Source organism: Streptomyces sp. NPDC101234 (assembly GCF_044767525.1).
GTDB lineage: Bacteria > Actinomycetota > Actinomycetes > Streptomycetales > Streptomycetaceae > Streptomyces > Streptomyces sasae.
Genome location: NZ_JBIWOA010000034.1, coordinates 81135 through 104328 on the forward strand (window position 1 = coordinate 81135; position 23194 = coordinate 104328).

The following is a 23194-nucleotide window of genomic DNA, read 5'->3' on the forward strand; positions in this document are numbered from 1 at the left end:
ACCGGCCGCACTTGCAGATACGGACCGGACGGGCCGACGCCTCAGTAACCTCGCGAAACGCTTCACGGAGACGCTGCGGGGCCTGCGGGATTGACCTCGCGTCAACTCCTTTCCCCACTGTGCCGGTTCGGCGCGTGACGGCCGTGCGTGGAGGGGCGCGAGGCGGCTGATTGCCGTCTTGTCATGGCCTGTTCGGGGCACTTACTTTTGGCCTTCTTGACGCGCGTGGCGAGGGGGCATCAGACATGGCCGAACGCGGCCGGCACCGCCGGTACCAGCCCAACAGGATCAACCGTGCCTCGCTCACCGTCACGGCGGGCGGTGCCGGGCTGGCGATCCCGCTCGCCGCCGCCACAAGCGCCGACGCGGCCTCCGTGTCCACCTGGGAGAAGGTCGCCGCCTGCGAGTCCAGCGGCGACTGGGGAATCAACACCGGCAACGGCTTCTACGGCGGGCTCCAGTTCACCCAGTCCACCTGGGAGGCCTACGGCGGCACCGGATACGCGCCGCGCGCCGACCTGGCCACCAGGGACCAGCAGATAGCCGTCGCCGAGAAGGTCCTCGACGGCCAGGGACCGGGCGCCTGGCCCGTCTGCTCGGTGCGGGCCGGTCTCACCCGCGGCGGCGGCACGCCAGACGTGCACACCGAGAGCGCCCACACCCGCCCCGCCAAGAGCTCGGTACGGGACGTACAGCCGCAGACCACACCGCAGTCCCGGGCCGGCAAGGCCGAGATGTACACGGTGGTGCACGGTGACACGCTCTCCGGGATCGCCGAGGAGCACGAGGTCGCCGGCGGCTGGCACCGCCTGTACGCGGCCAACCGCGCCACGGTCGGCTCCGACCCCGACCTGATCCTGCCGGGCCAGCGGCTGAGCCTGACGGGCAAGGCCGCGAAGGCCGAGTCGTCGGCGAAGAAGGCCACCACGAAGACGAAGACGAAGGCGAAGGACAAGGCGAGAACGAAGGAGAAGACCGAGGCGAGGAAGGCCTCCACACACTCCGGGCACTCGCTCGTCGCGCCGGTCGACGCCCCCATCGGCACGCAGTACCACGCGTCCGGCTCGCACTGGTCGAAGGGCTACCACACCGGCGTCGACTTCCTCGTCCCCACCGGGACCTCCGTCAAGGCGGTCGAGGCCGGCGAGGTCGTCACCGCGGGCTGGGGCGGCTCGTACGGCTACCAGGTGGTGATCCGGCACGCCGACGGGCGCTATACGCAGTACGCCCATCTGTCGGCGATTTCCGTGCGGGACGGACAGAGCGTGTCCACGGGCCAGCGCATCGGCCGCTCGGGTTCCACCGGAAACGCCACGGGCCCGCATCTGCACTTCGAGGTACGGACGGGGCCCGAATTCGGCTCGGACATCGACCCCCTCGCCTATCTCCGGGCCGGCGGCGTCACGGTCTGATCTCCGGGCGGGCGGTGTCACGGTCTGATCCCCGGGCCGGCAGTCTCACGGTCTGAACGTCGGCTCCCGGCCGCCGTCCGGATCCGACGGCCGGCTCCCGACCCGGGGAGGCGTCGGGAACCGGCCATCGTGTCCCGGCTCGGGCCCGTGTCGGGAACCGAGCCTCGTCCCGCGGCCCGATGGGTCGTCAGGATTTGACCCGTGTGCGGTGTCGGTCCGCCAGTGGGCCGTGCACATAGTCGGCGGCGGGCAGCAGCACGTCGGCCACCTCCGCCGCGGACGCGGTGCGCTGCTGCGGCATCTGGAGCAGCGACGGGCGCGTCTCGTCCTCCACCGCTTCGGCGAGCGTCGCACGGGTGGCCGCCGACCGGACTCCCGCCGCATCCGCATCCGCATCCGCCAGACCGGCTTCCGCCAGCTCGACCAGCGCCTCCACCAGCGGCTCGGGCGAGGCCCCGGTGATGGGCTCCGGCTCCACCGGGTGCGGGGTGCGCTCGATGCGCTCGGTCGTCAGCAGGATCAGGCCGCCCGCCGCCACCACACCGCAGCCCAGTGCGAGCAGCGTGCCCGTGGCGCCGTAGCGGAACGTCTCGCCGAACATCGTGATGCCGACCGCGGCGGCCAGCACCGGGTTGACCACCGTCAGAGTGGCCAGCGGCGCGGCGAGGCCGCCACCGCGGTACGCGGCCTGGGAGATCAGGACGCCGGCGACGGCGTAGGCGCCGATCACGATCAGCCAGAGCACATCGGCCGTGGCGATGCCGCCGTCCCAGTCGATCGCCACGACCTTGGTGAACACCGAGGACATGCCGAAGGCTATGCCGGAAGCGGTCGCGAGCAGCACGCTGCGCACCGCCGGGTGCCGGTGCGCGGCCCGGCCCGCGATCATCAGCGCGACGACCGCCCCGCCGGTGACCAGCGCGACGCCGATCCGTCCGGCGGAGTCGAGGGCGTGCGAGTCGGAGGAGCCGACCAGGGAGAGCAGACCGGCCAGCCCCACCGTGGCCATGATCGCGCCCCGCCAGGCGGTGGCACCCGCCCGGCGGCCGACGAACAGGGCCGCCATCGGCAGTGCGAACACGATGGTGAGCGCACCCAGCGGCTGGACCAGGCTCAGCGGGCCGTAGGCCAGAGCCACGACGTGCAGCAGGCCACCGAGGCTGTTGAGCGCCATCGCCCCCCACCAGCTCGGGCGGCGCAGCGGCGCGTACTGCTCGGCGGGGGAGGAGACCGCGACCTGCTCCTGCACGATCGCTCCGCCGGCGTAGGCGACGGCGGACACGATGGACAGCAGCACGGACAACGCGAGGGCGCTCATGTACGGCTCCTCTGCGTCGGACAGGGCCTCTTGGTCCCGTGCGGTGATCGGTCGGCTTCCATGAGCAACACTCTGCCCGCCCCGCTGCTTCCCGTCGTCGTACCTGAGCACCCAATGCGTCGTACTACCGATGGAGTACGGCAGGCCCCTGATCATCCCCAGGGTGGGTAACGCAGGGTGGAGGGCCGGGAAGCCGGAATCCCAACTCCTGGTACTACTGCTGTTCGTGGACCTGGAACTGGACCCCGACCTCGCCGCGCTCCGGCCGCTCGGCGGCTTCTTCGTCCTGCGCACGGCCCGATCGGCGGCCGGAGGCCCGGCGCGGCCGCGCATCGACGGGCTGCCGACCCTCGCACAGGCCTATGGAACAGAGATATCGGATGGTCAACGGGATGTGGTGACGTGCCGCGTGGAGGTGGTCAAGCAGCGTCTGCGCGCGTCCGAGCCCCGGGTCGCCGCCTCCATCGCCCAGCAGGGGCTGGCCGCCCGGCTCTGGTCCGTGGCGCTCGGCTGCGCCGTCCGGTACGGCCGCCTCCCCGACCTGGACGCCCGGCTGCTGCACTGGGACATTGGCGCCGGCGCCCCCGACGACCTCTGGCTCGCAGTGGTACGCCCGCTGCCCGGGGCCGCCGAACCGGCCACGCTCGTGGACGCCGTCGTCCACGGCCATCTGGAACCCCTGGGGGAGGCGCTGCGGGCCCGCTACGGTGTCGCCGGCGGCCTGTTGCGGGGCAACGCGGGGTCCGCGCTGGCCGGAGCCGCCCGCGAACTGGACCGCTGGGCGCGCGCTCACGGCCGTACCGACGTCGCCCACCGGACCCGTACCCTCACCGCCGCCCTCTTCGCGCACCCCTTGCTGAGCGCCACCGGCACCCGCACCGGCCCGGCCTTCCGGCGGCGCAGCTGCTGCCTCTACTACCGGGTACCGGGCGGCGGGGTCTGCGGTGACTGTTGTTTCACACAACCCCCGCGCTCTTCCCCGCGCGCCGCATCTGGGTGACCATGGACCAACCGGGCGTGGAGAGCGAGGGGTTGCGGGTGCGAGTCGGACTGCTGACCCGGGAGTACCCCCCGGACGTCTACGGCGGTGCTGGTGTTCATGTCGAGTTCCTCGCCCGGGAGTTGCGGCCCCTGGTCGACCTGGAGGTGCACTGCTGGGGCGAGGGCCGCGGGGTCGGCGTCGTCCGGCACCGCCCCTGGTCCGCCCTGGACACCGCCAACGACGCGCTACGCACCTTCTCCGTGGACCTCGCCATGGCCGCCGGCCTCGAAGGCCGCGAACTGGTGCACTCCCACACCTGGTACGCCAACCTCGCCGGCCATGTCGCCAAGATGCTGTACGGCGTCCCGCATGTGGTGACCGCGCACTCGCTGGAGCCGCTGCGCCCCTGGAAGGCCGAGCAACTCGGCGGCGGATACGCCCTGTCGAGCTGGGCCGAACGCAGCGCCATCGAAGCGGCCGACGCCGTGATCGCCGTCTCCGGGGCCATGCGCGCGGACATCCTCGGCTGCTACCCGGCGCTGGATCCGGCCAAGGTCCACGTCGTGCACAACGGCATCGACACCTCCCTCTACCGGCCCGACCGCTCCACCGACGTCCTCGCCCGGATCGGTATCGACCCGGGCCGCCCGTACGTGCTGTTCGTCGGCCGTATCACCAGACAGAAGGGTGTGCCCCATCTGCTGCGCGCGGTACGGGACATCGACCCGGCGGCGCAGGTCGTGCTGTGTGCCGGGGCGCCGGACACCCCGGAGATCGACCGGGAGTTCCGCGAGCTCTTCGAGGAGCTCAGCCGGGTCCGTGAGGGCGTGCTCTGGATCCCGCAGATGCTGCCGCGCGCGGACGTCATCCAACTCCTCACGCACGCCACCGTGTTCGCCTGCCCCTCGGTGTACGAGCCGCTCGGCATCGTCAACCTGGAGGCGATGGCCTGCGGTACGCCGGTCGTCGCGTCCCGGGTCGGCGGTATCCCGGAGGTCGTCGAGGACGGCAAGACGGGCCTGCTGGTCGATCTCGACGACGACTTCGAGGCGGGGCTGGCGCGGGCGCTGGACGAGATCGTCGGCGACCGGGAGACGGCCCGGCGGATGGGCGAGGCCGGACGGGAGCGCGCCGTGGGGGAGTTCGGCTGGGACGCCGTGGCCCGGCGCACGGTCCGGCTCTACGAGGAGATCCTGAAACCGTCGTAACCAGAGATTCACAGGCAGGCGTAACTAACAGGCCGCCTGTTCGACGAGATCCCGATGCAGGCTTAGCGGGATTGCTCCGAGGGCAAGGATGGAGCACCAGGGTGAGGGGAGCGGCCATGCGTCGTGGTGGACCTTCGGTACTCGGGATCGTGCTCGCGGGCGGGGAAGGCAAACGCCTGATGCCGCTGACCGCCGACCGTGCCAAACCAGCTGTGACCTTCGGCGGGACATACCGCCTGGTCGACTTCGTTCTGTCCAACCTGGTCAACGCGGATGTGCTGCGCATCTGCGTGCTGACCCAGTACAAATCGCACTCGCTGGACCGGCACATCACCACCACCTGGCGGATGTCCAGTCTGCTCGGCAACTACGTCACCCCGGTACCGGCCCAGCAGCGGCTCGGTCCGCGCTGGTACCTGGGCAGCGCCGACGCGCTGTTGCAGTCCCTCAATCTCGTCCACGACGAACAGCCCGAGTACGTCGCGGTGTTCGGCGCCGACCACGTCTACCGCATGGACCCGCGGCAGATGCTCCAGCAGCACATCGAGGGCGGCGCCGGGGTCACGGTCGCGGGCATCCGCATCCCGCGCGCCGAGTCCTCCGCGTTCGGTGTGATCACCCCGGGTTCGGACGGGCAGACGATAGAGACCTTCCTGGAGAAGCCGGCCGACCCGCCGGGGCTGCCGGGCGCCCCCGACACCGTGTTCGCCTCCATGGGCAACTACATCTTCACCACCAAGGCCCTGGTCGAGTCGCTGCACCGGGACGCCGAGGACGACGACTCGGTGCACGACATGGGCGGTTCGATCCTGCCCCAGCTCACCGCCCGCGGCGAGGCCCAGCTCTACGACTTCGGCACCAACCACGTGCCCGGCGAGACCAGCCGCGACCGCGGCTACTGGCGCGACGTCGGCACCCTCGACGCGTACTACGACGCCCATATGGACCTGATCGCCGAGCGGCCCGCCTTCAACCTCTTCAACCGCAGCTGGCCCATCTACACCCACTCCAACCAGCTCTCCCCGGCCCGCTTCAACGCCGGCGGCATGGCGAGCGAGTCCATCATCAGCGCGGGCTGCCTGATCCGGGGTCAGGTCACCCGGTCCGTGCTGTCACCGGGCGTACGCGTGGACCCGGGCGCGGTGGTCCAGGGGTCGGTGCTGCACGACAACGTCGTCGTGGGGCGCGGTGCGGTGGTGCGCGGCGCGGTCCTCGACAAGAACGTGGAGGTCCCGCCCGGCGCGACCATCGGCGTCAACCCGGAGCGGGACGCCGAGCTCTACACCGTCTCCAAGGGCGGGGTGATCGGCCTCGGCAAGGGGCAGTTGGTCTCGTAGCCCCGCCACGTCCGGTTTCACAACCCCACTACGTCCGATTTCACCGTCCCCATCGTCACGGGCCCGGCGCGCTGTTCCCGCGCCGGGCCTGACTCCTGTGCGACGCGCCGCGCGTGAAAACCCCTATTTGCGGGGCTTTTCGGCTTTCCCCCCTCACGATGCAGACAGCGATGTCGAACTTCGGAGGTCATCCGACATGAGAGGGACCCGGCGCACGCGGCTGTGCCTCGCCGGGGTGCTGACAGCGTCCGCGCTGCTCACCGCCCCCGCCGCAGGAGCCGCCGAACCGGCCGACGGCCACCTCGCCGACCTGGTGGACCCCTTCATCGGCAGCCAGGACGACGGCAACACCTTCCCCGGCGCGGCCGTGCCCTTCGGCATGGTGCAGCTCTCCCCGGACACCGGACACAGCACCGGCTACGACTACTCCCAGAACCGGATCCGCGGCTTCTCCCTGGTCCACCTCTCGGGTGTGGGCTGCGCCATCGGCGGCGACCTGCCCGTGCTGCCCACCACCGGGTACGTCACACAGACGGACTACGCCAAGTACGCCGCCGGCTTCCGCCACACCGGCGAGGCGGCGAGCCCCGGCTACTACCGCGTCGGCCTCGACTCCGGAGTCCGGGCCGAACTCACCGCGACCGCCCGCACCGGCGTGCAGCGCTACACCTTCCCGGCCACCACCAAGGCGAACGTCCTGCTGAACGCGGCCCAGGCGCTGCACAAACCGGTGAGCAGCAAGGTCGAGATCCTCGACGACCACACCGTCCGCACAAAGATCACCGGCCATGGATTCTGCCGGGACACCGCCCCCTACACCGTCTACACGGTCACCCGCTTCAGCCGCCCGTTCACGGCGTACGGCACCTGGCACGGCACCGCGGTCACCCCCGGCGCCCGCACCGGAACCGACGGCGCCTATGTCCGCTTCGACACCACCCGGGACCGTACGGTCGAGGCGACCACCGCCCTGTCGTACGTCGACGCGCACGGCGCCGAGGTCAACCTGCGTGCCGAAGGCGGACGTTCGTTCGACAGCGTGCGGCGGCAGGCCCGGGACGCCTGGGAGCGGCGGCTCGCCGGCGTACACGTCCGGGGCGGCAGCGCCACCCTCCGCCGTACCTTCTACTCGTCCCTGTACCGCACCTTCCTCGCGCCCACCGTCGGCGGGGACGCCGACGGCCGCTACACCGGCTGGGACCGCCGGATCCACCGTGCGAAGGGCTTCACCTACTACCAGAACTGGTCGCTCTGGGACACCTACCGCACCCAGGCCCAGCTGCTCGCGCTGCTGGCTCCGCGCGAGGCCCGTGACATGGCGCTGTCGGTGCTGAAGATCGACGAGGAGGGCGGCTGGCTGCCCAAGTGGGGCTACGCCACCGTCGAGACGAACATCATGACCGGCGACCCGGTCACCCCGTTCCTGACCACCGCCTACCAGATGGGCCTGTTGAAGGGGTACGAGGAGCGGGCGTACCGGGCGCTGAAGAAGAACGCCGACGGCGTGCCGCCGGCCGCCAACGCCGGGGTCGGCCGCGAGGCCAACGCCGAGTACCTCGCGAACGGCTTCGCGCCGTACGTCAAGGGCCGTCCGCACACCAAGGTCGGCGACTCCGACTACGACCACGGCGCCTCCGTCACCCTGGAGTACGCCCTCTCCGACGCGATGCTCGCCCAGATGGCCCGGAAGCTCGGTCATGGCGCGGACGCGGCCCGCTATGCCACCCGGGCCCAGTACTACCGCAACGTCTTCGACCCCTCCACCGGCTTCTTCCGCGCCCGCGACGCCTCCGGAGTCTTCACCGGGAACCCCGACCCGGCCCGTGGCATCGGCTTCCACGAGGGCACCGCCTGGCAGTACCAGTGGCTGGTCCCGCAGGACCTGCCCGGCGTGATCTCCCTGATCGGCGGGAAGCGTGCCACCAACGCCCGGCTCGACTCCTTCTTCGCGTACGGCAAGCTGCTCGCCGACCCCGCGAAGACCGCCCGCCAGGTGTGGGTGCACGGCAACGCGTACGCCTACTACAACGCGGCCGTCTACAACCCGATGAACGAGCCCGACCTCATCGCGCCCTACACCTACCTCTCCACCGGCCAGCCCTGGAAGACCACCGACGTGGTGCACGCGGCACTCACCCTGTTCACCGAGGGGCCGACCGGGATGACCGGCAACGACGACCTGGGCACCATGTCCGCCTGGAACGTGCTGTCGTCGATCGGGCTCTTCCCGGTCCAGCCCGGATACGACACCTGGGGACTGTCCACGCCCGTCTTCGACCGGATCGACGTCCGCCTGGACCGCCGCTACTGGCCGAGCGGCGGCTTCACGGTCACGGCCCCCGGGACCTCCGCCGCCGCCCGCTACATCCAGCGGGCCCGGACCGACGGGAAGGGGTACGGCCGGACCTATCTGACGACGGGTTCCCTGCGTTCCCTGCGCTCACTGGCGTTCACGGTCGGCCCGCGCCCGTCAGGGTGGGGTACGTCACCCGAGGCGGCGCCACCGGCGCTGAGATGACCTCAGGTGTCCCTTGAGCCCCGCCTCTTTCGGAGGAGGCGGGACTTAATCTGCTGTTAACTGAGCGTAGCGTGATCGTACTTGACCGTAATCAGGTGTCGGCGTTTGACTGCTCATCCACACCTTCGTCGACGCGAGGCAAGCCCCTTGACTGCTGACCTGCTCGCTCCTCTCGACCTGGCGTTCTGGAACATCGAGTCCGACCGGCACCCGATGCACCTCGGCGCGCTCGGCGTCTTCTCGGCGCACTCGCCGACCGCCGGCGCCCACGCCGCCGATCTGCTCGCGGCCCGGGCCGCCGCCGTGCCCGGACTGCGCATGCGTATCCGCGACGTCTGGCAGCCGCTCGCGTTCGGCGGCGCAGCCCGCGAGACCGACCCGGACTTCGACTCCCTCAACCACGTCCGGCTGCACGCGCCGACGGCCGACTTCCACGCCGTCGCCGGCCGGTTGATGGAACGCCCGCTGGAGCGCGGCCGGCCGCCCTGGGAGGCGCATGTGCTGCCCGGCGAGGACGGGGTGTCCTTCGCGGTGCTGTTCAAGTTCCACCACGCCCTCGCCGACGGACTGCGCGCCCTCAAACTGGCCGCGGGTGTCATGGACCCGCTCGACCTGCCCGAGCGCACCCCCCGGTCGATCGAGCCGCCGCGCCCCATGCTCGCGCTGCCCGACGTACGCAGGGTGCCCGAGCTGGTACGCGGCGCACTCTCGGACGTGGGCCGGGCCCTGGACATCGGCGCCTCGGTCGCCCTGTCCGCCCTCGGCGTGAGCTCGTCCTCCGCGCTGAAGTCCACGCCCACCGGCACCCGCTCCATCGCCGGGGTCGACCTCGACATCGACGACGTGCACCGCGTCCGCAAGGCCGTCGGCGGCACCGTCAACGACGTCCTGATCGCCGTCGTCGCCGGCGCGCTGCGCCGCTGGCTGGAGGAGCGCGGCGACGGCACCGACGGCGTCGCCCCGCGCGCCCTGATCCCCGTCTCCAAGCGCCGTCCGCGCGCCGCCTCCCCACAGGGCAACCGGCTCTCCGGCTATCTGATACGGCTCCCGGTCGACAACCCCGACCCGCTCGCCCGCCTCGACCGCGTCCGCACGGCGATGGTCCGCAACAAGGACGCCGGCCCCAACCGGGGCGCCGGTGCCGTCGCCCTGCTCGCCGACCATGTGCCGGCGCTCGGGCACCGGCTCGGCGGACCGCTCGTCGGCCAGGCCGCCCGGCTCTGGTTCGACATCCTGGTCACCAGCGTGCCGCTGCCCGGCCTCGGCCTGCGCCTGGGCGGCGACCCGCTCACCGCCGTCTACCCCCTGGCCCCGCTGGCCCCCGGCCAGTCCCTCGCCGTCGCCATCTCCACCTACCGCAACCAGGTCCACTACGGCCTGGTCGCCGACGCATCCGCCGTCCCGGACCTCGACGTACTCGCCCGCGCGGTGACCGACGAGGTCGACTCACTGATCGCGGTCTGCGACCAGTGAGGCGGGCCCGAAGGACTGTCTGAGGGCGGCCGGCGCCGACCGGAAGCCCCGCCCGAGGGCGTACGCCCTTCCACACCGCCGGGACGGCAGGCTTCCCGGCGGTGCCCTGGGGTCTGCGGGCGGTGGGTCGTGATCGGTGGTGGTGCGGCGGGGCAGGGCTCTGCCGGTGGTGCCCGGCGGATCCGTGGGCGGGCTGTGTGATGTCCGTCCGCGGTCGCCGGCCCGGGTCGGTGCGGGCTGGTTTGCCGTGGTCCGCGATCCGGCATTCGGGCGGGTTTGGTGCTGGGGCCCGGTGCTCCGTAAAATTCCCCGTTCGAAAGCGGGCGCGAGTCGGAGCGCCGCTGGTTGACCAGGGAAGCGGCAGCGCGATGACGGTGACACAGGACGGCTCGACGGCCGAGGACGCGGTGGACACGGTGGTCTACGGCCCCGGCATCGACCCCGAGCGGCTCGCCGTCTGCCTCAGCGTGCTCGACGAGCTGGACAAGCTGGACGTCGACCACCCGGACGCCATCGCGGTGCGCCGGGCCACGGCCGGCATCTACCGCACGGTGAAGCAGCGCCGCCGTCAGGACCGCCGGGCCGCCAAGACCGCCCACGACAAGGCGGTCACCGAGGCCACCGCGACCGGCTCCGCCCAGCGCATCGACGACGAGACCGAGGGCATCCTGCCGTCGTCGGTCACCGAGGAGGGCAGGATCGCCGGCATACTCCAGCGCCCGCGCTCCTGCTACACCTGCAAGACCCGCTATGTCGAGGTCGACTACTTCTACCACCAGCTCTGTCCGGACTGCGCCGCCCTGAACCGCGCCAAGCGCGACGCCCGCGCCGACCTGACCGGCAAGCGCGCCCTGCTCACCGGCGGCCGCGCCAAGATCGGCATGTACATCGCGCTGCGGCTGCTGCGTGACGGTGCGCACACGACGATCACCACCCGCTTCCCGAAGGACGCCATCCGCCGCTTCAAGGCGATGGAGGACTCGGCGGACTGGCTGGACCGCCTGGAGGTCGTCGGTATCGACCTGCGCGACCCGGCGCAGGCCGTGGCGCTGGCGGAGCGGATGACCGAGGCGGGCCCGCTCGACATCCTGATCAACAACGCCACCCAGACCGTACGCCGGCTGCCCTCCGCGTACGCGGCCCTGGTCGACGGCGAGAGCGCCCCGCTGCCCGCCGGCGAACTCCCCGCCCACCACGTGATCGGCGCCTTCAACTCGGGCGCCGTGGACGGCATCGCCGCGCTGCCCATCGGCATCAGCGGCCTGGACGCACAGAGGGTCGCCGACCTCGCCCTCGTCGCGGGCAACGCCAGCGTCGCCCGGCACCTCGACGGCACCGCCATCGACGCGGGCGGGCTCGTCCCCGACGTCGTCGAGTCCAACACCTGGGTGCAGACCATCGACCAGATCTCCCCGGTCGAGCTCCTCGAGACCCAGCTGTGCAACTACACGTCGCCGTTCATCCTGATCAGCGCCCTGCGCCCGGCGATGGCGGACGCCGCGAAGAAGGCCGGCAGCGGCCGTGCGTACGTCGTCAACGTCTCCGCGATGGAGGGCGTCTTCGGTCGCGGCTACAAGGGCGCCGGGCACCCCAACACCAACGCGGCGAAGGCGGCCATGAACATGGTCACACGGACCAGCGCGGCGGAGATGTTCCAGACCGACGGCATTCTCATGACCTCCGTCGACACCGGCTGGATCACCGACGAGCGTCCGCACTTCGACAAGCTGCGCCTCGCCGAGGAGGGCTTCCACGCGCCGCTCGACCTCGTCGACGGCGCGGCCCGGGTCTACGACCCGATCGTGCTCGGCGAGCACGGCGAGGACGTGTACGGGGTCTTCCTGAAGGACTACGCGCCCGGCAAGTGGTGAGCCCCGCCTGATCCTCCGGCGGTCCGGCCGGTGGGGTGCGAGCGGTTGCGGGGTGGGTGCGGGTGTGCGGGGGCTGGTCGCGCGGTTCCTCCCCCGGCCTTCGGCCGGCGGTACCCCCAGCGCCCCTGGCGGGTTGCGCTTGCGGCGTCGCGAGATGCTGCCGGTCGCTCCTTCAGGTAGGGATGTGTGCCGCTCGCACCCTCGTACCGCCGTCCACCAGTACGTCTGCTCCAGTCACCCACCGTGCGGCGTCCGAGGCCAGCCACAGCACCGCCCCCGCCACATCTTCCGGCTCCCCTATCCTCCCCAGGGGCAGCCCGGCGGCGATCTCCTGTTCGCGCGGCTCCCACATGAAGCGTGCCATCTCCGTGCGCACCAGCCCCGGCGAGACCGAGTTGACCCGTACCCGGGGCGCCAGTTCCCCCGCCAGCTGCTGGGTGAGGTGGAGCAGCGCGGCCTTGCTGGTGCCGTACGCGCCCACGTCGGGGCCGACATGCGCCGCACCCTCCGTGCAGATGTTGACGACCGAGCCGCCGTGTTCGCGCATCCAGCCCCGCCATGCGCACTGCGTCAGCCGCAGCGGCGCCTCGACGTTCACCGTGAACGCCTCCCGCCACACCCCGAGGTCCGCGTCCATGAGCGGTCCGTACGGCCGGTTCGTGGCCGCGTTGTTGACGAGGATGTCGAGCCGCCCGAACTCGGTGAGCGCCAGCCGGGTCAGCTCCCGGGCGTGCTCGGGCTCGGCCACACTGCCGGCCAGGCCGATCCCGCCGAGCTCCGCGGCCGTCCGCCGGACCTCGTCCGCGTCCCGCGCGCTCACGCACACCAGCGCACCGGCCGCCGCGAACGCCTCGGCGATCGCACGCCCGATCCCGCGCGTGCCGCCGGTGACGACGGCCGCCCTGCCCCTGAGCCCGTACGACGACGTCATCGCCGTACCGTCTCATGACGGGCCGTCAGTCGACAGCCCCCAGGCGGGAGTTGCGGGCAGCGACCAGTTCGAGCACGGTCCGCCAGTCCTCCAGGACCCCGGCGTCGAAGCCCGCGGTGCGGCTCTCCTCGTCGGCCTGGCGCAGCCGCAGCACATCGTCGGCGGGGACGCCGTCGCCGCGGACGAGATGGTAGACGCGCTCTCCGAGCAGGTGCCGTACGGCGTGCGCGGCGCCGTCGGCGGGGCCCAGTAGTTCCTCGATGCCGTGCACCAGGCCCGCGACCTGCAGTTCCTTGTCGGCGGGGCGGCTGCGGCGCAACAGCGCGGCGGTGCGCAGTGCGCGCTGGTGCCGGCAGGCGTACAGCAGATCCATCAGCTCCTCGACGCTGCGCAGCTCCATGCGTCAGTCCTTCCGCGAGACAGCCGTTGTCCTGCGCCATCGGATCATGTCGAGTTTTCGACCCGGCCAACGCAACCTGAACTGCACAGCCTGTGAAGGGAGCGGCGATCTTTCGATTCGAAGATGTGTTCGTTCGTATAGGCCGAGCGAGTGGATCGCAATCGGGGCATCATGTTACGAACGGGTGTAATTCCGGGCCGCTGAAGTACGGAGCGACTCGCGATAGTTACACCAAGTTTGCACTCCCTATCGAGCGGACCCGCGCTCATTTGGTTAATCTATATGGGACGGACAGCAGTACGGGGTCCCACCCACACCCACGGTCCGTCCCGGGACAAGCCGGCAGACAACGGCCTGCTCTCTTCTGAGTTACCGGCGCCACCGCGTCCGAACTGGCCTTCCATCCAGACCCGAGCGGGCGCCCGAGCACCGGAACGCAGGCTGTCCGGCACGCCCCGAGGGTGACCGACACATAAGGAGTGCGCGGTGACACCTGAGAAGACGAATCGCGAGCAGCGCCCCAAGGAACGCACGGAGCGCGTGGGCAATCGGCCCGGACAGCTCGGCAGCCTCGACGTGTGGGCCCGGTCCGCCCCGATCCGCCTCGCGGGTTACGAGGACGACCTCGCCGAGCCCCATATCCTGCCGAGCGTGGACTGACCGGCCGGTCAGTCCCGTCGCGATCGCCGACGCGCATGGGCGTGCGAGACTCACGCCCATGCTGATCAGAGAAGCCACCGCGGCCGACTGGCCGCAGATCTGGCCCTTCTGGCACCGGATCGTCGCCGCCGCCGAGACGTACACCTGGGATCCCGACACGTCGGAGGAAGCGGCCCGCGCCCTGTGGATGAGCCCGGGGAAGCGTGTCTGCGTCGCCGAGGACCCCACCGGAGCCGTCGTCGGGTCCGCCTATGTCACCCCCAACTACGGGGGCCCCGCCGCCGGTGTGGCCAACGCCGGTTTCATGGTCGACCCCGACCACGGCGGCCAGGGCATCGGCCGCGCACTCGCCGAGCACATCCTCGCCGAGGCCAGGACACACGGCTACCGTGCCATGGTCTTCAACGCCGTCGTCGAGACCAACCCCGCCGTGGCCCTGTGGACCTCCCTCGGCTTCACGGTCATCGGCACGGTCCCGCAGGCCTTCGACCACCCGAAGCACGGGCCGGTCGGCCTGCACATCATGTACCGAGCCCTCTGAGGCGGGTCAGCCGACCAGTGCCTCGGACACGGCCCACAGTCGCGCCGCGTTGTCCCGGTCCAGGGCGTACGGCGCGACACCGCCGACCGAACCGGCCCGCTCGGTGACCGGCTTCGCCTCCGCGCAGTCCTCGAAGTAGCGGCCGGTGACGCCCGCCACCGTCGGGGAGGCGGCCAGCAGCACCGAGGTCGCCGCGCCCTGCTCCACCGTCTTCTGCGGCGGCAGGGCGAGTTCGCCGGAGGCGATGAAGTCGGCGACCTGCTGCATGTCCATGTGCCGGCCCAGGTTGGTGTCGGCGATGTTGCCCGGCATCAGGGCGTTGGCCGTGATGCCGTCACCGGCCCAGCGCTCGGCCGCGGCGACCGCGAACAGGATGTTGGCGGTCTTCGACTGCCCGTAGGAGGTCCACGGGTCGTAGGGGCGGAACCGGTAGTCCAGGTCGTCGAAGACGACGGGTGAGAAGAGATGCCCGGTGGAGCTGACCGAGACGACCCGTGCGCCGTCCGCGGCCGCGAGCGCGGGGTGGAGTCCGACGGTGAGCGCGAAGTGGCCCAGGTGGTTGACGCCGAACTGCTGCTCCCGGCCGTCCCGGGTGCGGGTGATCTCCGACGGCGCCATCACGCCAGCGTTGTTGACCAGGATGTGCAGTGGGCCCTGCCAGTCGGCCACGAAGGCCGCGACCGTCGACCGGTCGGCCAGGTCGAGCCGTGCCACGGTCAACCTGCCCGACTCGGGCGGCAGTTCGGCCCGCAGACGGGTCACCACCCGGTCGCCGGCCTCGGTGTTGCGCACGGCAAGTGTGACGTCGGCGCCGGCCGAGGCGAGCGCACGGGCCGTCTCCACGCCGATGCCGGAGCTGGCTCCGGTCACCACGGCCCGCCGGCCGTGCAGATCGACGCCGTCGACGACCTCGGCGGCGGTGGTGGTCACGCCGAAGGCTCCGGGGTTCTGGGACACGGACATGAGAGGTGTCTCCTGTGGGTGTGTGTGGGGGGCAGGCCGGGTGGTGCCCGGCGGGGTCATAGGGGTGCCGTCGGTGCTCAGCCGTTCAGGGTGCCCATGTGCTCGGGCGCGTAGCGGTCACCGGCGACCGTGCCGTGCGGGGCGACCGCCTCGATGGCGGCGAGGTCGTCCGCGGTGAGTGTGATGCCGGTCGCGGCGATGTTCTCCTCCAGGTAGCGGCGGCGCTTGGTGCCGGGGATCGCGACCGCGCCCTGGTGCTGGACCCAGGCGAGCGCCAGCTGGGAGGGGGTGACGCCCTTGTCGGCCGCGAGCCGGCGGACCTCGCGGACCACGTCGAGGTTGCGCCGGAAGTTCTCGCCCTGGAAACGCGGGTCGGTACGCCGCCAGTCGTCCGCGGCGAAGTCGTCCGGGCTGGTGATCGCGCCGGACAGGAAGCCGCGGCCCAGTGGGGAGTAGGCGACCAGGCCGATGCCCAGCTCCCTGAGGGTGTCCAGGACGCCGTCGTGTTCGATGCCCCGCTCGAAGAGGGAGTACTCGATCTGCAGGGCGGCGACCGGGTGGACCGCGTGGGCCCGCCGGATGGTCTGCGCGGACGCCTCGGACAGGCCGATGTGCCCGATCTTGCCCTCGGCGACCAGCTCGGCCAGCGCGCCGACCGTCTCCTCGATCGGCACCTGAGGGTCGATGCGGTGCAGGTAGTACAGGTCGACGTGGTCGGTGCCGAGGTGGCGCAGCGAGCGGTCCAGCGCCCGGCGCACATAGGCGGGGGTGCCGTTGAGGCCGACCACCCGGCCGTCGTCGGTGATCTCGACGCCGGTCTTGGTCGCGACCACGGCGGCGTCCCGGCGCCCGGCCAGTGCCTTGCCGAGCAGCTGCTCGTTGACGAAGGGGCCGTAGCTCTCGGCGGTGTCCAGCAGGGTCACGCCGAGCTCCAACGCCCGGTCGACGGTGGCCAGCGACTCGGTCTCGTCGGTGGCGCCGTAGAAGGCGCTCATGCCCATGAGGCCGAGGCCCTGGACGCCGACGGTCAGGCCCTGGCCGCCCAGTGCGCGCTGTTCCATGGAGTTTCCTCAATTCCCTAACTAACTGGATAGATACCTTGACCGTAGACCCGATCCCGTCTCCATGTCAATAACTAGATAGTTACTTGGTAGGGTTGTGCGCATGTCACGGGATTCCAGCGCCACCAAGGCCCGGCTGCTCGACGCCGCCTTCACCGAATTCGCCGCCTACGGCATCGCCGGTGCCCGGGTGGACCGGATCGCCGAGACCGCCGGGGCGAACAAGCGGCTGATCTACGTCTATTTCGGCAACAAGGAGCAGCTCTTCGACGAGGTGCTGCAACGGGCCATGGCGGCGGGCGCCGATGCCGTGCCGTTCGACGTCGAGGACCTGCCCGGATACGCCGGCGCGGTCTTCGACCACCTCGTGGCACGGCCGGACCTGATGCGCCTGCGCCTGTGGAAGCTGCTGGAGCGCCCCTCGGCCACCGGACTCGAACAGGACGCGTTCCGGAACAAGGCCGCGCTCGTGGCCGAGGCGCAGCAGCGCGGTGACCTCGACCCGGCGATGGCCCCCGACGACCTGCTGACCCTGGTGCTCGCCGGGGCCCAGGCCTGGTTCTGGGCCGCCGAGGGCGTCGACCCCAAGGAGGCCGGCGAGTCCTGGCCGGAGGAGCGGCTGGCCCTGCACCGTTCGGCGGTCGTCGAGGCGGCCCGCCGGATGACCGAGCCCAAGCCCTAGCTCCTAGCTCCTAGCGGGTCTCAGTCGAGCGGTGCCGTCCGCTGCCACGGCCGCAGGGTCTCCAGCTGCTGGGCCACCTCCAGCAGCACCGCTTCCGAACCCGGCCGCCCCACCAGCTGTACGGCGCAGGGGGCGCCCGAGGGCAGGGTGCCGAAGGGGACCGACATCGCCGGCCAGCCGGTGAGGTTCCAGGGCGGGGTGAGCGGCGAGTAGTTGGTGTTGACCAGCACATTGCGCAGCCAGCCGCGCTCGTGCCAGGGGCCCGCCTTGGGGGAGCGGCGGGCCAGGGCGGGGGCCAGCAGGACATCGTGCTCGGCGAAGAACGGGGTGAGCCGGGCCCGCAGCCGGTCACGGGAGTCGCCGCCTCGCACCGCGCCGAGGAAACGGCGTCCGATCGCCGCGTGCACCCGCGTCCGCCGTGCCAGCAGAGCCGGATCCAGCCCCGCCGCGTCCACCGCCGCACCCGCGGTCCAGTGCTGGAGCGAGGTCACGCTCAGCGACATCGGATACGGCGGCTCGGCGGGCCGCGGCTGATGTCCGGCGCCGGCCAGCAGTCCGGCCGCCTCCCGTACGGCGTTCGTATACGGCTTGGTCACGCTCACCCCGGCCAGCGGACTGCGCACCGAGACGGCGATCCGGTACGACGATCGCTCCTCCGCGCTCTCGAACCCCGTCTCCGCCAGGACCGAGAGCATCAGCCGGGCGTCCTCGACGCTGGTCGCCAGCGGCCCGTTCTCGGACATGCCGAACCAGTCGCCGTTGCCGATCCCGGCCGGTACCACCCCGAACCCCGGCTTGATGGTGACCAGGCCGCAGTTGGCCGCCGGGATGCGCAGCGAGCCCATGCCGTCGTTGCCGAGGGCGATCGGCACCAGCCCGGCGGCCACCGCGGCCGCGCTGCCGCCCGAGGAGCCGCCGGCGTTGCGTGCGGTGTCCCACGGGTTGCGTGCGGTGCCGTGCACGCCCTCGGTGGTACCGAAGACGCACAGTTCGGGCACGTTCGTCAGCCCGACGACCACCGCGCCCGCCGCCCGGAGCCGTGCCACGGTGACATGGTCGGCGTCGGCGGGTGTGTCCGGCGTGGCGGCCGAGCCGTCCCGGTGCGCCTCACCGCGCACCGCCAGATTGTCCTTCACCGCCAACGGCACACCGGCGAGGGGGAGTTCGGCGAGATCGGCGCGGGCCGCGACCTCGTCCGCCGCCGCGAGCGCCGCCTCGGCCCGGACCTTCCGGAACGCGCCGATCCGCCCGTCCAGCCGGGCGATCCGCTCCAGATGCTCGGCCACCACCTCCCGGGGAGTGACCCGCTTCTCGCGTACGGCGGCGGCGATGTCGGTGGCGGTCCGGCCGGCCCAGCTGGTCACGGGCGCTCCTAGGGGTGCGGAAAACGGGCTTACTCGTCGGTACGAAAGGGCACTCTGCCCCGCCGTATGCCCCCGCGTCGAGAGCGGCGGCCGAAGGGGCCGCCGCCGGGCCCGCTGCGGGCCCGTCCTCGTCCTCGATGCTTTCACCGCAGGTCATCCGATCACTGCCTCAACTCCCGCGTGTGCATGCCCCATTGACAGGCCCCTGGACCCGCTCAATCATCAGACATCCGATGAATGGAGCCGCGCATGAGCATGTCTCCTTTGCCACGACGCCAGGTCCTGGGGGCAGCGGCCGGTGCCGCCGCAGCAGCCGCCCTGCCCCTCGCCGTGACGCCCGAGGCACACGCCGCCGAACCCACCGGTGCGACGGCAGCTGACCAGGCCGCATCGCCATGGGTCCCCGTCCCCGCTCCGATCCCCGTACCGCTCGACTCCCTCTACGACAACGACGGCATCGACACCGCCGCCGCCCGGGGCGGCGACTTCGACGGCTCCGGCTACACCTTCCCGGGCGAGGAACTCCCGTCCGGCCGCGTCGAGGTGGACGGCGTCCCCTTCGACTTCCCCGCCGCGACGGCGGGCGCCAAGAACAACGTTGTCGCGCTCGGACAGCGCGTCGACCTGCCCCGAGGCCGCTACCTGTCCGCCGTCTTCCTCACCGCGGGCAGCTACGGCAACGCCTCCGGCACCGCCACCGTCCACTACGCGGACGGCTCGACCACCACCGCCGGTCTGAGCGGCGGCGACTGGTACGCGGTGGGCGGCCCGCTGGCGGCGCCGTACCGCTACCGGCCCGACGGCGGCAAGGACGAGCACAGTGTGGGGATCGGCACCTCGGAGGTGTGGATCGACCCGCAGCGCGAGGCCGTCGCCCTCACCCTGCCGGTGACCGGCCCGGCCGAGGCCGGCACGACCGCCCTGCACGTCTTCGCGCTCTCCCTCCAGCCCGTCGCCCAGGGGCGGGCGCTGGCCCTGCGTGACGCCCGCTCCACCAGCTCCCTGCTGGCCGCCACCGGCGCCCAGAGCGTCGAGGCCACCGTCGTCAACGCGGGCACCGTCGCGATCCTGGCCGGCGACGCGGTGTCCGTGGGCGTCGACGTCCCCGGCGCCCGCACCGTCGAGCCCGCCCGCATCCGCCGCCTCGACCCCGGCGAACAGGCCCGGGTCCAGGTCGGCATCCGCAACCGCACGGGCACCGCACCCGGGACCGAGCAGGACGGCACGGTGACCGTCCGCGGCCGCGGCACCCAGGTCGCCACCGGCAGACGCACGCTGACCCTCGGCACCGCCGACTACCAGCCCACCGAGGCCTCGTTGGCCGGCCACCGGGCGCCCTACTGGTTCAACGACGCCAAGTTCGGCATCTTCATCCACTGGGGCGTCTACTCGGTGCCGGCCTGGGCACCGGTCGGGGTGCAGTACGCCGAGTGGTACTGGGACCAGATGCAGGACCCGAACAACCCCACGTACACCTACCACCGGGACACCTACGGCGAGGACTTCGCCTACGACGACTTCATCCCGCGCTTCACCGCCGAGAAGTTCGACCCGCGCGCCTGGGCGGAGCTCTTCCGGGACGCCGGCGCCCAGTACCACGTACTGACGTCCAAGCACCACGAGGGCTTCGCCCTGTGGGACACCAAGGTCTCCGATCGCAACGCGGTGAAACTCGGCCCGAAGCGGGACCTGGTCAGGGAACTCTTCGAGGCGTCCCGGCGCCACACCCCCGAACTCCACTGCGGCCTCTACTTCTCCATGCCCGAGTGGTTCAACCCCGACAGCCCGTGGATGGGCCACGCCCCGCGCAACCCGTACACCCTGGAACCGCTGCCGTACACCGGGTACACCGCGGGCAAGGACTATGTGAAGGACTTCCAGGCCCCGCAGATGCTCGAACTGATCCACGGCTACGACCCGGAGATCATCTGGTGCGACATCGGCGGTGCCAACGACAGCGTCCATGTCCTCGCCGAGTACTTCAACCACGCCAAGAACCGCGCCCGCCCGGTGGACGTGACCGTCAACGACCGTTCGGGCATCGGCTTCCACGACTACACGACGCCCGAGTACACGACGTACGCCGACACCGTGGTCGCCAAGTGGGAGGCCAGCCGGGGCCTCGACCCCCGCAGCTACGGCTACAACCGGGCGACCCCGGACGACGCCTACATGACGACCGAGGAGGTCGTGCACAGCCTCGTCGACATCGTCTCCAAGAACGGCAACTTCCTCCTCGACATCGGCCCGCGCGCCGACGGCACCATCCCGGAGATCATGCAGACCCGGCTGCGTGAGACGGGCGCCTGGCTCGCGGTCAACGGCGAGGCGATCCACGGCACGACCTACTGGTCGCGCATGGCCGGACTCGGCGAGGACCTGAGGTTCACGGTCCGCCCGGACGAGGCCTTCTACATCCACTCCCTGACCCGGCCGGGCGCGAAACTCACCGTCGAGGCGCCGGTACCCGTCCGCAGTGGCGACAAGGTGACCATGCTCGGCCACGACCGGCTGCTGACCTGGACCTTCAGCAAGGGCGCCCTGGTGATCGACGTGCCCGAGGCGGCCCGGAGGGCGGGACAGCACGCGTGGGTGTTCAAGGTGGCCTGGCGTGGCTGACGTCTTGCGAAAGGGACTGTTGCGGCTGCTCGGGGTCGTGGCGCTGCTGACGCTGCTGACGGCACCGACCCCGGCGGTCGCACAGGAACCGCAGCGGACGCCGGTCACCGTGCCGGCCCTCTCCGACTGGACGCCGGAACAGGGGAGTTACGCATTCGGCGCCGGGACGCGTCTGGTCGCCTCCGGCGCGGCCGCGCGCAGGGTCGCCGACACCCTCGCCGACGATCTCCGCTCGGCCGGACACGGCGCCGTCCCGGTCGTCACGGGTGCCTCCCGCCCCGGTGACATCGTTATCGACATCCGGCCGTCGGACGAGGCGACGCTGGGCACCGAGGGGTACGAACTCCACTCCGGCCGACGGCTGTCGGTGACCGGCGCCACCGAGACCGGCGCCTTCTACGGCACCCGCACCCTCCTCCAGCTCCTCGCCCAGGGCGACCGGATCCCGGCCGGGCGCACGGTCGACGTGCCGCGCTACCGCGAGCGGGGCGTCGGCGTCTGCGCCTGCTACATCCACATCTCCCTGCCCTGGCTGGAGAACCTCGTCCGCGAGATGGCGTACCACAAGCTCAACCAGCTGCTCCTGGAGCTGAAGGTGAAGAGCGACGCCCATCCCGAGGCGAACACCTGGGGCTACTACACCAAGGACGAGATGCGCCGGCTGGTCGCCCTCGGCGACCGCTACCACGTCGAGATCATCCCCGAGATCAACTCCCCGGGCCATATGGACCCCTGGATCGAGAACCGCCCCGACCTGCAGCTGACGGACTCCGACGGCAACAGGCAGCCCGCCCGGCTCGACGTCACCCAGCAGGCGGCCTTCGACTACTACACGAGCCTCATGGACGAGTACGCCCAGGTCTTCACCGCCAAGTCCTGGCACATGGGCGCCGACGAGTACATGCTCGGTTCGGACTACGCCAAGTACCCGCAGATGCTGAAGTACGCGCAGGAGAAGTACGGCCCCGGCGCCACCCCGCAGGACGCGTACGTCGACTTCATCAACCGCGTCCAGGCCTACGCGGCGAGCAAGGGCCGCCGGCTGCGCATCTGGAACGACGGCCTCACCGGCGCCAACACCGTCCCCGTGGCCGCCGGCACGACGGTGGAGCACTGGCTGAACGTGGCCGTGAAACCGAGCCGACTTGTCGCCCAGGGGTATGACGTGATGAACGCCTCGTACTCCCTCTATCTCGTCCGGGGCGGCTTCCACAGCGACACCGAGGCGCTCTACGACCAGAGTTGGGACCCCCGCTCCTTCGAGGGCGAGAGACTCACCTCCTCCGCCGGCATCACCGGCGCGAAGATCAGCCTGTGGCCCGACAACGGCCGCGGCGAGACCGAGAACGAGGTCGCGGCCGAACTCTGGCCCGCCCTGCGCCACATCGCCCAGGCGACCTGGGGCGACCCGCATCCCGACGCCACGTACGCGGAGTTCACGGCGCGCGGCACGGCGGTCGGACACGCGCCCGGATGGCGGGACCTGAACCGGGTGCCGGTGCCGGACGGGACGTACTCCTTCCGCGCGGACGGAGCGTCGTACACGGTGGCCGTGCAGCGTACGGCGGACGGCTACGCGACCCTGCGCGGCACGGACGGCTGTCTGGAGATACGCGGCGGCGAGCTCACGCTCAACGTCCCGCTCCAGCCCGGCGTCGAGGCGACCTGGGAGCCGTGCGACAGCGCGAACACCCTGCAGCGCTGGGAGTTGGAGCCCGCGGCCGGCGGCTACCACCTGATCAACGCGATCACCCGCATGGCGGTGACCGTGACGGACGACGGCCGGCCGGTCCAGTACCCGCCGGACCAGCGCACCCCGGCCCTCTGGCACCTTTCCTGACCCGAGGAGCACCC

At 71.5% G+C, this 23194-nt stretch carries 18 protein-coding genes; 12 read left to right on the forward strand and 6 right to left on the reverse strand.

What is annotated here, in order from left to right; translation table 11 throughout:
* The first annotated feature begins 245 nt into the window (after nt 1-245).
* Entirely contained in the window at nt 246-1412 is a 1167-nt protein-coding gene (locus ACIRR9_RS42945; RefSeq protein ID WP_403764084.1) for a transglycosylase family protein, read from the forward strand.
* Between the two features lie 187 nt (nt 1413-1599).
* Here ACIRR9_RS42945 and ACIRR9_RS42950 read toward each other — a convergent pair whose 3' ends face one another.
* Entirely contained in the window at nt 1600-2730 is a 1131-nt protein-coding gene (locus ACIRR9_RS42950) for a DMT family transporter (RefSeq protein ID WP_403764086.1), read from the reverse strand.
* A 232-nt stretch (nt 2731-2962) separates the two neighbouring features.
* Between ACIRR9_RS42950 and ACIRR9_RS42955 the strand changes: the two genes are divergently transcribed.
* The 6 genes from ACIRR9_RS42955 to ACIRR9_RS42980 all read left to right on the forward strand — a co-directional run bounded on the left by ACIRR9_RS42955 (nt 2963) and on the right by ACIRR9_RS42980 (nt 12119).
* Complete coding sequence (locus ACIRR9_RS42955; RefSeq protein WP_403764130.1) at nt 2963-3730, forward strand: (2Fe-2S)-binding protein; 768 nt, start codon at nt 2963-2965, stop codon at nt 3728-3730.
* Between the two features lie 38 nt (nt 3731-3768).
* Nucleotides 3769-4920, forward strand: coding sequence for a glycogen synthase (gene glgA, locus ACIRR9_RS42960; RefSeq protein ID WP_403764132.1), 1152 nt, complete (start codon nt 3769-3771; stop codon nt 4918-4920).
* Between the two features lie 116 nt (nt 4921-5036).
* Nucleotides 5037-6257, forward strand: coding sequence for a glucose-1-phosphate adenylyltransferase (glgC, locus tag ACIRR9_RS42965; RefSeq protein WP_403764088.1), 1221 nt, complete (start codon nt 5037-5039; stop codon nt 6255-6257).
* 196 nt (nt 6258-6453) lie between these two features.
* Nucleotides 6454-8775: a GH92 family glycosyl hydrolase gene (locus ACIRR9_RS42970; RefSeq protein ID WP_403764090.1), complete on the forward strand. Its 2322-nt coding sequence runs from the start codon at nt 6454-6456 to the stop codon at nt 8773-8775.
* 147 nt (nt 8776-8922) lie between these two features.
* Nucleotides 8923-10248 (forward strand): wax ester/triacylglycerol synthase family O-acyltransferase, encoded by a 1326-nt coding sequence (locus ACIRR9_RS42975; protein WP_403764092.1) that lies wholly within the window; start codon nt 8923-8925, stop codon nt 10246-10248.
* Nucleotides 10249-10616: 368 nt separating this feature from the next.
* Nucleotides 10617-12119 (forward strand): SDR family NAD(P)-dependent oxidoreductase, encoded by a 1503-nt coding sequence (locus ACIRR9_RS42980; RefSeq protein ID WP_403764093.1) that lies wholly within the window; start codon nt 10617-10619, stop codon nt 12117-12119.
* A gap of 172 nt (nt 12120-12291) precedes the next feature.
* Here the strand turns inward: ACIRR9_RS42980 and ACIRR9_RS42985 are convergent, their stop codons facing one another.
* Together ACIRR9_RS42985 and ACIRR9_RS42990 are read right to left on the reverse strand one after the other, a co-directional pair.
* On the reverse strand, nt 12292-13050 hold the full coding sequence (locus tag ACIRR9_RS42985) for an SDR family oxidoreductase (RefSeq protein ID WP_403764095.1): 759 nt from the start codon (nt 13048-13050) through the stop codon (nt 12292-12294).
* Nucleotides 13051-13075: 25 nt separating this feature from the next.
* Nucleotides 13076-13450, reverse strand: a complete 375-nt coding sequence (locus tag ACIRR9_RS42990) for a hypothetical protein (RefSeq protein WP_403764097.1) — start codon at nt 13448-13450, stop codon at nt 13076-13078.
* A gap of 486 nt (nt 13451-13936) precedes the next feature.
* On the opposite strand from ACIRR9_RS42990, the gene ACIRR9_RS42995 reads away from it, so the two are divergent.
* Together ACIRR9_RS42995 and ACIRR9_RS43000 are read left to right on the forward strand one after the other, a co-directional pair.
* Nucleotides 13937-14110 (forward strand): hypothetical protein, encoded by a 174-nt coding sequence (locus tag ACIRR9_RS42995; protein ID WP_123978978.1) that lies wholly within the window; start codon nt 13937-13939, stop codon nt 14108-14110.
* Between the two features lie 58 nt (nt 14111-14168).
* Entirely contained in the window at nt 14169-14651 is a 483-nt protein-coding gene (locus ACIRR9_RS43000) for a GNAT family N-acetyltransferase (protein WP_365336994.1), read from the forward strand.
* A 6-nt stretch (nt 14652-14657) separates the two neighbouring features.
* On the opposite strand, the gene ACIRR9_RS43005 is transcribed toward ACIRR9_RS43000, so the two are convergent.
* Both ACIRR9_RS43005 and ACIRR9_RS43010 read right to left on the reverse strand, forming a co-directional pair.
* Nucleotides 14658-15614: an SDR family NAD(P)-dependent oxidoreductase gene (locus tag ACIRR9_RS43005; protein ID WP_403764100.1), complete on the reverse strand. Its 957-nt coding sequence runs from the start codon at nt 15612-15614 to the stop codon at nt 14658-14660.
* A 77-nt stretch (nt 15615-15691) separates the two neighbouring features.
* Nucleotides 15692-16675, reverse strand: coding sequence for an aldo/keto reductase (locus ACIRR9_RS43010; protein WP_403764102.1), 984 nt, complete (start codon nt 16673-16675; stop codon nt 15692-15694).
* A gap of 103 nt (nt 16676-16778) precedes the next feature.
* Here ACIRR9_RS43010 and ACIRR9_RS43015 point away from each other — a divergent pair, with 103 nt between their 5' ends.
* The gene (locus tag ACIRR9_RS43015) at nt 16779-17357 is read left to right on the forward strand and encodes a TetR family transcriptional regulator (RefSeq protein WP_403764104.1); all 579 of its coding nucleotides are present in this window, start codon (nt 16779-16781) and stop codon (nt 17355-17357) included.
* Between the two features lie 20 nt (nt 17358-17377).
* Here the strand turns inward: ACIRR9_RS43015 and ACIRR9_RS43020 are convergent, their stop codons facing one another.
* A complete protein-coding gene (locus tag ACIRR9_RS43020) occupies nt 17378-18721 on the reverse strand; it encodes an amidase (RefSeq protein WP_403764106.1) in 1344 nt (447 codons plus the stop codon).
* Nucleotides 18722-18976: 255 nt separating this feature from the next.
* Here ACIRR9_RS43020 and ACIRR9_RS43025 point away from each other — a divergent pair, with 255 nt between their 5' ends.
* Both ACIRR9_RS43025 and ACIRR9_RS43030 read left to right on the forward strand, forming a co-directional pair.
* The gene (locus ACIRR9_RS43025; RefSeq protein ID WP_403764134.1) at nt 18977-21340 is read left to right on the forward strand and encodes an alpha-L-fucosidase; all 2364 of its coding nucleotides are present in this window, start codon (nt 18977-18979) and stop codon (nt 21338-21340) included.
* The gene (locus ACIRR9_RS43030; protein ID WP_403764108.1) at nt 21333-23180 is read left to right on the forward strand and encodes a family 20 glycosylhydrolase; all 1848 of its coding nucleotides are present in this window, start codon (nt 21333-21335) and stop codon (nt 23178-23180) included. Before ACIRR9_RS43025 ends, ACIRR9_RS43030 begins: the two co-directional genes overlap by 8 nt.
* Nucleotides 23181-23194: the final 14 nt, after the last annotated feature.

What these genes read in the sequence shown, in the direction of transcription:
- ACIRR9_RS42945 (WP_403764084.1), top strand. Translation starts at nt 246, where the DNA reads ATGGCCGAACGCGGCCGGCACCGCCGGTACCAGCCCAACAGGATCAAC.
- ACIRR9_RS42950 (WP_403764086.1), bottom strand. Translation starts at nt 2,730, where the DNA reads ATGAGCGCCCTCGCGTTGTCCGTGCTGCTGTCCATCGTGTCCGCCGTC.
- glgC (WP_403764088.1), top strand. Translation starts at nt 5,037, where the DNA reads ATGCGTCGTGGTGGACCTTCGGTACTCGGGATCGTGCTCGCGGGCGGG.
- ACIRR9_RS42970 (WP_403764090.1), top strand. Translation starts at nt 6,454, where the DNA reads ATGAGAGGGACCCGGCGCACGCGGCTGTGCCTCGCCGGGGTGCTGACA.
- ACIRR9_RS42980 (WP_403764093.1), top strand. Translation starts at nt 10,617, where the DNA reads ATGACGGTGACACAGGACGGCTCGACGGCCGAGGACGCGGTGGACACG.
- ACIRR9_RS42985 (WP_403764095.1), bottom strand. Translation starts at nt 13,050, where the DNA reads ATGACGTCGTCGTACGGGCTCAGGGGCAGGGCGGCCGTCGTCACCGGC.
- ACIRR9_RS42990 (WP_403764097.1), bottom strand. Translation starts at nt 13,450, where the DNA reads ATGGAGCTGCGCAGCGTCGAGGAGCTGATGGATCTGCTGTACGCCTGC.
- ACIRR9_RS43000 (WP_365336994.1), top strand. Translation starts at nt 14,169, where the DNA reads ATGCTGATCAGAGAAGCCACCGCGGCCGACTGGCCGCAGATCTGGCCC.
- ACIRR9_RS43005 (WP_403764100.1), bottom strand. Translation starts at nt 15,614, where the DNA reads ATGTCCGTGTCCCAGAACCCCGGAGCCTTCGGCGTGACCACCACCGCC.
- ACIRR9_RS43010 (WP_403764102.1), bottom strand. Translation starts at nt 16,675, where the DNA reads ATGGAACAGCGCGCACTGGGCGGCCAGGGCCTGACCGTCGGCGTCCAG.
- ACIRR9_RS43015 (WP_403764104.1), top strand. Translation starts at nt 16,779, where the DNA reads ATGTCACGGGATTCCAGCGCCACCAAGGCCCGGCTGCTCGACGCCGCC.
- ACIRR9_RS43025 (WP_403764134.1), top strand. Translation starts at nt 18,977, where the DNA reads ATGTCTCCTTTGCCACGACGCCAGGTCCTGGGGGCAGCGGCCGGTGCC.